The sequence below is a fragment of the Rhizobium sp. 05L419 genome, from assembly GCF_056397845.1.
In genome coordinates, this window is sequence record NZ_JBFTOF010000012.1 from 1 (window position 1) to 12,529 (window position 12,529).

The following is a 12,529-nucleotide window of genomic DNA, read 5'->3' on the forward strand; positions in this document are numbered from 1 at the left end:
AACAAGGGCGGCCGCGACGGCTATGCGCGCAGCAGCGACGGCAAGCTGGACATCAAGCTGCCGCAACCGCACCCGGCAGCCGAGCAACTCTTCGGCGCCGCCTGGTCGGCCTGCTACATCGGAGCGATCGAGGTCGCCGCCACCCAGAGGAGCATCAGGCTTCCGGCCGGCGCCGAGGTCGATGCCGAGATCGATCTCAACGTTGACGACGGCTCCTACTTCCTGCGGGCCCGCCTGAACGTCAGCGTACCGGGCATCGACCGCGACGTCGCACACGAGCTCATCCATGCAGCTCACGAAATCTGCCCGTACTCCAAGGCAACCCGCGGCAATATCGACGTTGAGACGAACCTGATCTGAACGGCATCGACGACACCATAGTGCAATGGATGCGCCTGGATTTCAGTGAAATTGTGCCACGCGTCCGGATGAAACCGAACCAATAGGAGGACGTCATGTCAGCTCAATCATCATCGATCACACGGCGCGGCTTGCTTGCGAGTGCGGCAGCTGCGAGTGCGGTCAGTCTCCTGCCGGCGCAACTTGCTAGAGCGGCTGATGACGCCTACGCAATTCGGCCCTTCCATTTCGCCGCATCGGACGAGCAACTTGCCGATCTCCGCCGACGCGTAGCGGCGACGAAATGGCCCAAGCGGGAAGGGGTACCGGATGCATCGCAAGGCGTGCAACTGGCGACGATCCAGAAACTCGCACAGTATTGGGCGACTGACTACGATTGGCGCAAGGTCGAGGATCGGCTGAACGCATTGCCACAGTTCACAACTGAAATCGACGGGCTGGACATTCACTTCATCCATGTTCGTTCGAAAAATCCCAACGCGCTTCCATTGATCATTACACATGGTTGGCCGGGGTCTGTCATCGAGCAGATCAAGATCATAGGCCCGCTCACCGATCCGACCGCATACGGCGGGAAAGCCGAAGATGCGTTCGACCTCGTCATCCCATCGATGCCGGGCTACGGTTTTTCCGGACAGCCGACGAGCAAGGGCTGGGGACCCGAGCGCATCGCCCAAACCTGGGCGGAGCTGATGAAACGCCTTGGCTACACCCGATACGCCGCCCAGGGCGGCGACTGGGGCGCGCTCATCGTCGATCAGATGGGCGTCCAGGCGCCGAAGGGACTGATCGCCATTCACACGAACATGCCTGGTGCAGTTCCACCCGAAATTGACGCGGCGTCCTATGCAGGCTCGCCGACACCGTCGGGGCTTTCCCCAGACGAAGTCAATGCTTACGAGCAGCTTGCCTACTTCTACAAGCACGGACTAGCCTACGCCCAGGAGATGGGCAACCGTCCGCAGACGCTCTACGGGATCGAGGATTCGCCTGTCGGCCTGGCCGCCTGGATACTAGACCACGACATACGCAGCTATGAGTTGATTGCGCGCGTCTTTGATGGTCAAGCAGAGGGCCTCTCGCGAGACGATATCCTCGATAACATCACGCTCTACTGGCTGACGAACACGGCGGTTTCCTCGGCTCGCCTCTATTGGGAAAACAAGCTCGCCTTTTTCGCTCCCAAGAACGTCAAGATCCCCGTTGCCGTAAGCGTCTTTCCCGACGAGATCTATACAGCCCCGCGGAGTTGGGTGAAGAAGGCCTATCCCAATCTGATCTACTACAACAAACTCGACAAGGGTGGGCATTTTGCGGCGTGGGAGCAACCCGAATTGTTCTCGGTGGAACTCAGAAATTCACTTCGGCCGCTGCGGTCCTAGTTTGAGTGGCTGCCCAAGCTCCGCGCGCAGCAAGCTCACGGTTTCCAGATACCGCGCCACTTCGTGGGAAACAACGATGCCGCTATCCAGCGGCATTTCCTCCTCCCGCCCATGGCCGGCGACAACGGGCAGGTACCTCGGGCTGCACCAACGATTTGCGCGGTTGCGATCAAGGCAATTCGCGTATCGCGGACGACCTCGCCTGGAGTATGGCCTCCCTCATCGACCTATTCCACGGCCATTGCTTCCGAGCGCCGGTCCGCACTGTCCATGGCAATACAGGCGGACATATTGCAAAAAACCTACCTTTGGATGAAAAGCGGGCGAGCAGCCGGAAAACAATACGATCTCCGGCAGTAAACTACGAGATAAAACTACGGCTCTATTATTATTAATCAGGAAACGTATTTCGAATTGTTAGTTTCGACATCGGTAATGACCAGCGTTTACTCAAATGAGTGAAAATAAATTCCCATTTTCCTCCCGGAATGGTACAATTTTATATACTAGGCGTTTATTATTTTAGATCGGACAAATATTTTATATTGATTATTAGTAATCATCTATGTAGGTTCTTAATGAAGTAGAAACCAGACGACATAAACGATCCAAAAACGGGAAACTACTTTGTAGCCATAATAACCGTGACGCTCCCAGAGTATTGAATTTCGTTACGCATGATCACCTCTAACACTATTGAGTATGAGGCTAGTATGAATTACGTACATTCGGAATTTGAAAGCGGACGAACACCTCTTGGCAAGCTCCAGGCCGTGGCGGCTTCGCCCCGGGTGCTCAGTGAGTTCGGTCATGCTGAGCATGAGCACCAAGACGAACGATGCTTGCTCATCATCGATGGCAGGACGCTGGAGCGAGAGTGTCTCGCGACAACGCTGACGCGCAACGGTCTTGGCATGAAAGCTCTCGCGGTGGGGTCTGTCGCGGAATGGCGCCGGAAGAAAGACACTCTTGAACGCGTAACAGCCGTTCTTCTTAACATTGCTGGCCGCAAGACAAGCGATGGCTTGCTGTGCGACGAAATCGCAAGCATTGCGGCAGAGCTTGCTCCTGCGCCGGTTATCATTCTGGCTGATGGGGACGATCTCAATCAGACATTGAAGGTTCTTGAGCACGGCGCTCGGGGATTCATACCGACTTCGGTTGGAATCGAAGTGTGCGTCGAGGCGATCGCCTTGGCCGTTGCCGGGGGCACGTTCATTCTTGCTGGAAACAGCTTCTCGGCCTCGGTCCCGATCGACAAGAATCCGAGACAGAGAGAACTCTCCCGTATGTTTACGCTTCGGCAGGCGGAGGTCGTACAGGCCCTTCGCAAGGGAAAAGCGAACAAGATAATCGCCTATGAACTCAATCTGCGCGAAAGCACCGTGAAGGTTCATATTCGCAATATCATGAAGAAGCTGAAGGCGACCAACCGAACGGAAGTTGCCTACAAGCTCAACGACCTCTTCCAAAGCGACTCACGCTGGAATGCGCCTTCCGAATAGCCCGACAGGGCTATTCGGCGCTGTCCTCCAGGAGTAGGAGTGCCTGCAAGATACTAGTCCTGGCGCTGGTGGCCGAGCTTCGCCGGGTCTAGATCGCCGGCATCTGCCTTGCGACCCAGGATTTGGCGAAATCCATTCGCCGAAAAGGGTTGCAGCAATTGCGCCAGGAATCCGTCCGCAATTCGCCCGCTGATGCCGATATCAGCCGGCGGGCGGCGGGCTGGGTTGAAATAGGTCCCGAAAATCTGATCCCACAGGACGAGGTTCTCGCCGTAATTCGTGTTCCCCTCGGCGAGAACGCGTGAGTGGTGCCATCGGTGGAGCCGCGGCGTGCTGAAGATCAGGTCGAGCGGTCCGGTTCGAACATCAATGTTGCAGTGGGTCAGAAGGCCAATGAAGGCTGTAACTGCTCCGATCCACAGGAAGACCGGCAACGGCGCACCCATCAGATAGAGCGGAAGCTGGCTGAGCGCGATCTTGACCAGCGAATCTATCAGGTGAAAGCGCCCTGTGTTGACGACCCAGAGACGCTCGACGCTGTGATGAAGCGCATGAAACCGCCAGAGCGAGAGAATTTCGTGCGCGGCCCTGTGGGCAACATACAGCCCAAGCTCGGCAATGATCAGCCCAATCCCCACTTGAAGACCGAGGGGCCAGGCGTCTGGCCAGATGTGCGCCGGGCCGCTGATCACTGGCTGGGCAACAGTTGCAATTGCCATCGGAGCCGATGCGCCTATCGCCGCGGCTACCTGGACGCCGCCCTTGTTCAACAGAGTATGGGCTATGTCGTTGAGCGCTTCCCCGTCGTGATGCAGCCATTGCTGCTCGTAGGGCATTGCGCGCTCGAGGAGCGCGATTGCGGCAGCGATAGCCAGGTAGACAACGTTGAACCACAGCAGAGGCGCGCTCGTGTGGAACGCAAGGCCCGCCCCCGTCAGCCCAAGGGCAAACAGCGTTGGCCAGAGTATCCACGAAAAAGCGATGTAAACAGGCGCGCTGCTCTGGTCGGCCACATGCCACCTCCGACGATACTGACGATGCACCATGCTACATCCCAGGCACCGTTGTGAAGCACTATGTGAGGTCAGCGCCGTGCGTCACAGCCACGCATCTGAACCCAACATCGGTCGGGTTTCCAAGTCAAGCAATCCGCACCTCTTCTAGTTCTTGCAATTGTCGACGTGCCGTCTTCTTGTTAGATCCAGTCGCAATGAAATCCCGCCGCAGGCCGCAATGCTTTCCAAATCATCCGACCAACCACCGAATCCACTTGTGGGCATAGCCCTGGCTTGCTCGGGCTACTCGCTGTTTGCAATCCAGGACGCGATCGTGAAATGGCTCGTGGTCGACTATCCTGTGCCACAGATACTTTTTGTCCGCAGCATCATCGTCGCGACGGCTGCAGGCTTCATGGTCCGACGGCTGCGGCATCCGTCGATCCTGAAAAGCAAGCACCGAAGTTCGCTGATGCTGCGCGCCGGTCTGATGTTCGCCGCGTGGATGGCCTTCTATTCAGCGGCAAAAAGCCTCGGGCTGGCCGAGATCACCACGATGTATTTTTCCGCTCCGATCATCGTTATCCTGCTGTCCATCCTCGTCCTCAAGGAAAATGTCGGGCCCATACGCTGGCTTGCCTGCGTCGGGGGATTTGTCGGGGTGGTCCTGGCAGCAAATCCGACAGAGGCGCCGAGCCTCGCGCCGGCCGGCATGGTTGTTTTCGCCGGCTTCTGCTGGGCCTTGAGCACAGTTCTCGTTCGCCTCGTCAGTCGCACCGAAAGCACGTTGAACCAGATGATGGCGACAAGCTTTCTCTTCGTCATCGCCTGCGGTGCAACGCTGCCGTGGCTCTGGAAAACGCCGGATTTTGCAGGTTGGGCGTTGATGCTCGGCCTTGGTGTTGTCGCAACGGTCGGGCAGTACCTCCTTTACGAGGGCTTCCGACATGCACCGGCCTCGACGCTGGCTCCCATGGAATACAGCGGCCTGGTGTGGGCGTTCCTCTATGGCTACCTCATCTGGTCGGAAATCCCGACTATAAACGTCGTTGCCGGAGCACTTCTGATTGTCGCGTCGAGCCTGGCACTCGTCTGGTGGGAACGCCGGCAAATACTTGCCAGTCGCCGTATGACCGCATGAGATCGCGACCGCCGCGTCACGCCGATAAACGCCTTCGCGACTCGCAACCGAGCGATGCGCGCAAGTAAGTAATTGATTCTGGCTTTCTTGGACGAGGAAATTAAAATATAGATGGCACTGTCGCCTAGTACATTTTAATGAAGAGCATTACTTCAAAAGGCGCGCACTACGTACGACCATCAGTTCGAGCTGCCGGCTCAGAGGCTGAAGGCGCACGCAATCACAAGGCTTCAACGGCCGTAGTATCGGTGTTTGGTGTTTGTATTCATAATGTTACTGTAGACATTGGCTTTGTTTGAGAGATTTCCGGAATTCGAACGAGGGCACGTTCACCTGGTTGTATTCAGCCCATCAACGACCATTTTTGTCCTTCGCGGTCACCGGAATGGATGACCCTGGCGGGCCGCTTCAAAGCTAAAACATCAGCACAATCATCCGATTCATCTGAAGTTCACAAGAGAATAGATCGTAGAGTCTATCTATATTAGGTTTGGTTAATTTTTGACTATTGCATAGAGCAATGTTTACGCTTAGCATTATTTCCGCGTCAACAACAAAAGTGGCAAGCGGAACTATCAACTGGTGAAGAATCTTTAGATTATAAGAATAATAGCTGGTGGATGTATTCTGTCGGAACGGTAAACTGTGCTCGGACAAGATCAGACATGGAATTTGAACTGATTTTCGCAAGCCTTGCTTCTAAGCAGAAGGTTGCGATCCTGGACAATTCTTACCCGACGGATTGGCCGGACGACGGTGAATATCGGGTCAGCGTTTTCGGCACCGGGACTGTGGGGCATGTTTCGACGGTCACTGACCAATGATGGATCTCACGTCGCCGCGGTGGATCCGGATCGTTTCAAGATCCATCGCCTGGCCGCGGACCGGGCGCCAGTTGTTGTGCAGGGACTCGCTTCCGGCCGAGAGAATGCGGGCCAGCCGGGCCGAATCCATCAGATGGCTGCTGAGCGCGCAGGCCCGGCGGCACGTTCAATCAGGCAAGAAACTCAGAACAATGGGGCTTGGTGCCGAAGGGTCGCCTGCGCTGCAGCTAGAGGAGGTCCGGGACGATGGCGTGGAAGAGTGATCGAAGACGCAGCATCACATTTCGCAAGCGCCGATTACGCGACGATCCGTCTGGTTGGACCTTGCAGCCGTTCCGGGAGGCTGGCCCGAGAGTCATGGCGTGTATGGCGCTTATCATGCCTCCATCCCGCGGTTCCGGGCTCGATCGTGTCCATAATTGGATTCTGCTGGTGAGTACCGAAATCACTGCACGGGCGCATCAGAAAATGCTGGACGGCATTCGGCCGCGCTCAGGCGGCCGGAAAGGCGATGACCACGATTGATGGGGTAGCGATGACAGGCAAACGCGAGTTGTCGGGTTGGAACGCCGAGCCGCGTTGGTCGGCCCCACGTGGACGATCCTGCTTCCTTTGGCTCCCGGCTTTGGAGCAACGTGAAAGTACGAACGCCTAAAGAGGTAACCTTCAGGAAGCCGCAGGAACTGCCTGCATTGCGAACAGTCACCGTCGCTAAAGTAATAATACTTAATTGAAGCAAGGTGCCAAAATAATTGTTGTCGAAGTTCGATGTAGTTCCTCACTGAAAAGCAAGAAAGTACTGTATAAACTCTTTCATAATTCTCTGTTAATCACCGCGCTTCCAGTTGGTGCCAGTATCAATCTATGCCGGTTCGCATTTCTTCGGACTTCAAACTGCCGGCCGACGCGACCGCAAAGCCGATCCAGCGGCGTTTCGACAGAAGGCAGCGCTTACTTCTATCCGGTAGACGGCCCGGCTTGTCCTGTCAGCTTTCCCCAATGGCTAAGCAACGATCCCGCCCGGCCCCTGCCATCATCCAGCCGACAAGTCCAGCGCATCATTCCGATGGCGGGGCAGCAATGAGCCGCTCAGGCAACGGAAATCATTATAAGTTTCCAGTTACAAGCTGGACGTGGCGTCCCTGATTGACCAGCCGGCCGTACTGAGGCGCAGCGCTACCCTTCGGCCGAGTATGCCACCGCGAACCAAGCGCATTGGGTCCAGCAAGCTCGAAATGCGCGCTCCGCTCGACATCGTCGCCGGTATCGAGCCGACGTGACGTGGGTCCGTGGTCGACTTCAGGCGATATTACTGAAGAAATAAAACCTATAGTTCGGCGCCGTTGCAGATTCAGCACGCCGCTACTTCGGAATTACTGAATAAGGAGTATTCATGGGTTGATTGTTGTATGTGTTTATCTTGTGTTAACTATGCTGGCGGGTTGAGGGTAACAGGTCATGACCATGCCAGTCGAACAAAGCTGGAGCGGGCACCTTTCGGTCAGAAGTGATCGAAGCTGGTTTGGCCTCAACAGCGTTGCCATAACATATGTTGCCGCGGCGCTCGATTTCATCGTTCTTCTAGTGGCCAGCACCGGAGGCTATTGGCTCTATGGGCAGATTGCCCTTGGTACCTACGGCGATCTGTCGCTTTATGTCGGCATCGGCCTGTTGGTCGCCACTGTCTTTGTCCTGGCGATGGGCGGCGTGYATGCCTACCGTCCTGCTGAGATCTTATCGTTTCGGCGCCAAGTGGCAATGATCTGCACGTGCCTGCCGGCAGTACTCGTATTTCTGCTGACGATTGTCTTCTTCTTGAAAATAGGAGCAACGGTTTCACGCGGTGCGATCCTGTCGACCGCGGTCCTGTCCTTGTGCGGGCTTATTTCGCTGCGTCTCATGTGGTATTCCTATCTGAAGAGAGCGATCGCTCACGCTGCTTTCCCAACGCGGCGTGTCCTGTTGATCTGCCATAGTGCAACGCCCACGGAGCCAATTGTGCAGAAGGCGGCCCTTGGCGGGCTCTCCGTCAAGCATACGATGTGCATCGGCCAGACAGAGAGCACTGCGGCCTCGATGCGGGAGGATTGCGAGAGGCACGGTATCGCTGATGTCGACGAGGTGCTGATCATCTGGGGTGATTTTGGCAGTTTGCAGACGCTGGAAGCGTGCCTGTCGGCGCTGCGCCAGTTCTGCTTGCCCGTGAGCGTAATGTTCGCCGGGCTGGTCGGAGATATCGCGGAGGGATCTGCGCAGAATATCGGCGAGAGTCGCGCCTTCCAGACACATCGGCCGCCGCTCGACATGCTCGAACGCGGTGTGAAGCGCTCCTTCGACATTGCCTTTTCGATCGCGGCATTGACCGTCATGTTCCCCATCTGCCTGGTCATTGCGATCGCCATCAAACTCGATAGCCAAGGGCCTGTGTTTTTCGTACAGTCACGCAAGGGCTATAGCGGCCGTCCGTTCCGAATTTTGAAGTTCCGCAGCATGACGGTGATGGAGGACTCAGGCGACATCCGACAGGCCACACGCAACGACCCCAGGGTGACGCGCGTCGGCGCTTTCATTCGGTCCGCAAGCCTGGACGAACTGCCGCAGTTCTGGAACGTGCTGAGGGGGGAAATGTCGGTCGTCGGTCCGCGTCCGCACGCTCTGGCGCACGACGATCTCTACGGAACGCTGATCGCGCAATATGCCTCTCGCCGACATGTGAAGCCTGGCCTGACGGGCTGGGCTCAGATCAATGGGCATCGTGGCGAGACGCCGACGGTCGACAAGATGGCGGACCGCGTGCGCCACGACATCTGGTATATTAACAATTGGTCGCTACGGCTCGACCTCCGGATAATTTTCTCGACGGTGCTCAGCATGCGGGACCGCAGCAACGTCTACTAGCAGTTCGTCGCTGACCTTAGTGTTTGCGTTGGTATTGAGAGGGGTGCGTGGGCGATGATATTAGTGACAGGCGGCGCCGGTTTTATCGGCTCGAATTTCGTCCTCGACTGGCTGGCGCAAAACGACGAACCGGTCCTGAACTTGGACGCTCTGACCTACGCCGGCAACCGCCACAATCTGCAGTCTCACGATGGCGACGCACGTCACGTCTTCGTCCACGGCAACATCGGCGACACGGCGCTCGTGGCGGGCCTGCTGTCGCAGCACAGGCCACGGGCGATTATCCATTTCGCCGCCGAGAGCCACGTCGACAGGTCGATCCACGGGCCGGAAGACTTCATCCAGACGAATATTCTGGGAACCTTCCGCCTGCTCGAAGCAACGCGTGCCTACTGGAGCGGACTGCAGGACAACGCAGGCTTCCGCTTTGTTCATGTATCGACGGATGAAGTGTTCGGCACGCTCGGTTCTGAAGATCCGGCGTTCCACGAAGAGACCCGCTATCAGCCCAACAGCCCGTACTCTGCCAGCAAGGCGGCAAGCGACCATCTGGTGCGCGCGTATCATCACACCTATGCGCTGCCAGTACTGACGACCAATTGCTCGAACAACTACGGGCCGTTTCACTTTCCCGAGAAGCTCATTCCCCTGGTGATCCACAATGCGCTGCAGGGGCGGCCGCTGCCGCTCTACGGCGACGGACAGCAGATCAGGGATTGGCTCTACGTCAAGGATCATTGCAGCGCTCTCCGGCGCGTATTAGACGCGGGCGATCCAGGGCAGACCTACAACATCGGCGGCTGGAACGAGCGGACCAATCTCGATGTGGTGACGATGCTATGTGACGTGCTGGACGAACTCCGTCCGCGCGCCGACGGCAGATCCTATCGAGATCAAATCGCATTCGTCAAAGATCGGCCGGGCCACGACCGACGCTACGCGATCGACGCGCGCAAGATCGAGACAGGTCTTGGCTGGCGGCCCGCCGAGACGTTCGAAAGTGGCATTCGCAAGACCGTGAGGTGGTATCTCGAAAATTCCGATTGGGTCCAGGACGTCACGTCGGGCGGCTATCGCAACTGGCTGGAGAAGCAATACGCATGAGCCTAATGCTTCTCGGCAAGAACGGCCAAGTCGGTCTTGAGCTTCAGCGCACGTTGCTTCCGTTCGGCCGAATGATGGCTGTGGGCCGCGACGCTATCGATCTAGAGGCCACCGAGGCAATTGCCGGGCAACTCGACGCGTTCCGGCCGGAGATCATCGCGAATGCCGCTGCCTTTACGCAGGTCGATGTTGCAGAGGCAAACTCCGAGGCGGCGTTCCGGATCAACGGTGACGCCGTGCGGATCATGGCGGATTACTCCCACGACCGGAACGCCTTGTTCGTTCACTATTCCACGGACTATGTCTTCAGCGGCGAGAAGAAATCGTCCTACGTGGAGACGGACGAAACGCAACCTCTGAACGTCTATGGCCGCTCCAAGCGCGCCGGAGAATTGGCGATCGAGGCCGCGGGTTGCCGGCATCTGCTGTTTCGGACGAGCTGGGTCTTTTCTGCAGAAGGCGCAAACTTCATCACCACCATTCTCCGTCTTGCTCGGGAACGGCCAGGCCTTCGCGTGGTCGCCGATCAATTCGGGGCACCGACATCCGCCGAACTCATTGCGGATGTCACCGCGCTGGCCGTGGCCGCCTGCCGTCGCGGCGATCTGGCTGGCGGAACCTATCACCTCACGGCTTCGGGCCGGACAAGCTGGCACGGGCTTGCCTGCTACGTCGTCCGACGCGCCTTGGAGATCGGCTTCGAATTACAAGCGGGCGTTGACGATATCGAGCCCATCGCGACGCAAGACTATCCGCGGCCTGCGGCGCGTCCGCACAATTCCTCATTGAATACGGATGCGCTGACTTCCGCTCTCGGCATCACCTTGCCGGACTGGACGGTTCATGTGGATCGGATGCTTGACCAACTTGGAAAGCGGGGGTGGAAGCCATGACCAGAAAAGGGATCATTCTGGCCGGTGGGTCCGGCACGCGCTTGCATCCGGCAACACTTGCCATAAGCAAGCAACTGTTGCCGGTGTTCGACAAGCCGATGATCTACTATCCGCTGAGCACGCTGATGTTGGCGGGCATCCGCGACATTCTCGTTATTTCGACGCCACTGGATATTCCACGCTTCGAGCAGCTGCTGGGCAACGGTCGTGACTGGGGCGTGAGTTTCTCCTATGCCGAGCAACCGTCGCCAGATGGCCTCGCCCAGGCCTTTGTCATCGGCGAGAAATTCCTCGACGGGTCGCCGTCGGCGCTTGTTCTTGGCGACAACATTTTCTACGGACATGATCTGCCGATGTTGCTCGGAAGCGGCATGTCGCGCGAAGCGGGGGCAACGGTCTTTGCCTATCACGTGCTGGATCCCGAGCGCTACGGCGTCGTGGAATTCGACAATGAACGCAGGGTTCTCTCGATCGAGGAAAAGCCCGCGAGCGCCAGATCGAACTACGCCGTGACCGGGCTTTATTTCTACGATCAGCGAGCCGTCGAGTTTGCCAAACAGCTCAGCCCGTCACCGAGGGGCGAGCTGGAAATTACGGATCTCAACCGATGTTATCTCGATGACGGTAGCCTGACGGTCGAAATCATGGGGCGCGGCTATGCCTGGCTGGACACAGGCACGCATGACTCTCTCCTGGACGCCGGCCAGTTCATCTCGACCCTGGAGCGTCGCCAGGGTCTCAAGGTTTCGTGTCCCGAGGAGATCGCCTTCCGAAACGGCTGGATCAGCGCCGCCGAACTCGAACGATTGGCCGCACCGCTCAGCAAAAACGGATACGGCAAATACCTTCTGCGGCTTCTGGAGGAGGGTGGCAATCGATGAAGGTCACACCTCTCGATATCAGTGACGTGCTCCTGATAGAGCCGACAGTTTACGGTGATGAAAGAGGTTTCTTTTTCGAAAGCTTCAATCAGGCCCGTTTCAACACAGCGGTCGGCCGGGATGTGAGCTTCGTTCAAGACAACCATTCCAAATCGGCCCAGGGCGTTCTGCGGGGGCTGCACTATCAGATCAATCATCCCCAGGGAAAACTCCTTCGCGTTGTCGAAGGAGAGGTATTCGACGTTGTTGTCGACCTTCGCAAATCGTCGCCCACTTTCGGCAAATGGATCGGCGAGATCCTTTCCGCCGACAACAAGCGACAGCTTTGGGTACCACCCGGTTTCGCGCATGGTTTTTTTGTTCTCTCTCAAACAGCCCAGTTCCTCTACAAGACGACCGACTTCTATTCGCCCGAAAGCGAACGGTCCGTTCTTTGGAGCGATGCCGTACTGAACATTCGCTGGCCGATGGATTGTGCGCCCGTTCTTTCGCCCAAGGACGCGGCGGCGTCCTCGTTCGAGGCGGCCGAACTTTTCGATTGAAGAG

Annotated in this window: 11 protein-coding genes; 10 read left to right on the top strand and 1 reads right to left on the bottom strand. The window is 57.3% G+C overall.

Annotated features, from left to right (window positions below):
- The 3 genes from AC1DMK_RS16440 to AC1DMK_RS16450 all read left to right on the top strand — a co-directional run.
- A partial coding sequence (locus AC1DMK_RS16440; protein WP_477860380.1) for an Ohr family peroxiredoxin occupies positions 1-360 on the top strand: 360 nt, incomplete at its 5' end.
- A 95-nt stretch (positions 361-455) separates the two neighbouring features.
- Positions 456-1,742: an epoxide hydrolase family protein gene (locus AC1DMK_RS16445; protein ID WP_477860382.1), complete on the top strand. Its 1,287-nt coding sequence runs from the start codon at positions 456-458 to the stop codon at positions 1,740-1,742.
- 713 nt (positions 1,743-2,455) lie between these two features.
- Positions 2,456-3,247: a response regulator transcription factor gene (locus AC1DMK_RS16450; protein WP_037058101.1), complete on the top strand. Its 792-nt coding sequence runs from the start codon at positions 2,456-2,458 to the stop codon at positions 3,245-3,247.
- Between the two features lie 53 nt (positions 3,248-3,300).
- On the opposite strand, the gene olsE is transcribed toward AC1DMK_RS16450, so the two are convergent.
- Positions 3,301-4,260, bottom strand: a complete 960-nt coding sequence (olsE, locus tag AC1DMK_RS16455; protein ID WP_477860384.1) for an ornithine lipid hydroxylase OlsE — start codon at positions 4,258-4,260, stop codon at positions 3,301-3,303.
- Between the two features lie 220 nt (positions 4,261-4,480).
- On the opposite strand from olsE, the gene AC1DMK_RS16460 reads away from it, so the two are divergent.
- From AC1DMK_RS16460 to rfbC, 7 genes are all read left to right on the top strand, one after another.
- Positions 4,481-5,383, top strand: a complete 903-nt coding sequence (locus AC1DMK_RS16460) for a DMT family transporter (protein ID WP_477860385.1) — start codon at positions 4,481-4,483, stop codon at positions 5,381-5,383.
- A 665-nt stretch (positions 5,384-6,048) separates the two neighbouring features.
- Positions 6,049-6,207 (top strand): hypothetical protein, encoded by a 159-nt coding sequence (locus AC1DMK_RS16465; RefSeq protein ID WP_158447450.1) that lies wholly within the window; start codon positions 6,049-6,051, stop codon positions 6,205-6,207.
- Positions 6,208-7,665: 1,458 nt separating this feature from the next.
- On the top strand, positions 7,666-9,105 hold the full coding sequence (locus tag AC1DMK_RS16470) for an exopolysaccharide biosynthesis polyprenyl glycosylphosphotransferase (RefSeq protein ID WP_477860387.1): 1,440 nt from the start codon (positions 7,666-7,668) through the stop codon (positions 9,103-9,105).
- 54 nt (positions 9,106-9,159) lie between these two features.
- Positions 9,160-10,209 (top strand): dTDP-glucose 4,6-dehydratase, encoded by a 1,050-nt coding sequence (gene rfbB, locus AC1DMK_RS16475; protein ID WP_477860389.1) that lies wholly within the window; start codon positions 9,160-9,162, stop codon positions 10,207-10,209.
- Positions 10,206-11,102, top strand: a complete 897-nt coding sequence (rfbD, locus tag AC1DMK_RS16480; protein ID WP_477860391.1) for a dTDP-4-dehydrorhamnose reductase — start codon at positions 10,206-10,208, stop codon at positions 11,100-11,102. Before rfbB ends, rfbD begins: the two co-directional genes overlap by 4 nt.
- The gene (gene rfbA, locus AC1DMK_RS16485; protein ID WP_037058395.1) at positions 11,099-11,983 is read left to right on the top strand and encodes a glucose-1-phosphate thymidylyltransferase RfbA; all 885 of its coding nucleotides are present in this window, start codon (positions 11,099-11,101) and stop codon (positions 11,981-11,983) included. Before rfbD ends, rfbA begins: the two co-directional genes overlap by 4 nt.
- Complete coding sequence (gene rfbC, locus AC1DMK_RS16490) at positions 11,980-12,525, top strand: dTDP-4-dehydrorhamnose 3,5-epimerase (protein ID WP_037058109.1); 546 nt, start codon at positions 11,980-11,982, stop codon at positions 12,523-12,525. Before rfbA ends, rfbC begins: the two co-directional genes overlap by 4 nt.
- Positions 12,526-12,529: the final 4 nt, after the last annotated feature.

Coding starts and splice junctions, on each gene's coding strand:
- AC1DMK_RS16445 (WP_477860382.1), top strand. CDS start 456: ATGTCAGCTCAATCATCATCGATCACACGGCGCGGCTTGCTTGCGAGT.
- AC1DMK_RS16450 (WP_037058101.1), top strand. CDS start 2,456: ATGAATTACGTACATTCGGAATTTGAAAGCGGACGAACACCTCTTGGC.
- AC1DMK_RS16460 (WP_477860385.1), top strand. CDS start 4,481: ATGCTTTCCAAATCATCCGACCAACCACCGAATCCACTTGTGGGCATA.
- AC1DMK_RS16465 (WP_158447450.1), top strand. CDS start 6,049: ATGGAATTTGAACTGATTTTCGCAAGCCTTGCTTCTAAGCAGAAGGTT.
- rfbB (WP_477860389.1), top strand. CDS start 9,160: ATGATATTAGTGACAGGCGGCGCCGGTTTTATCGGCTCGAATTTCGTC.
- rfbD (WP_477860391.1), top strand. CDS start 10,206: ATGAGCCTAATGCTTCTCGGCAAGAACGGCCAAGTCGGTCTTGAGCTT.
- rfbA (WP_037058395.1), top strand. CDS start 11,099: ATGACCAGAAAAGGGATCATTCTGGCCGGTGGGTCCGGCACGCGCTTG.
- rfbC (WP_037058109.1), top strand. CDS start 11,980: ATGAAGGTCACACCTCTCGATATCAGTGACGTGCTCCTGATAGAGCCG.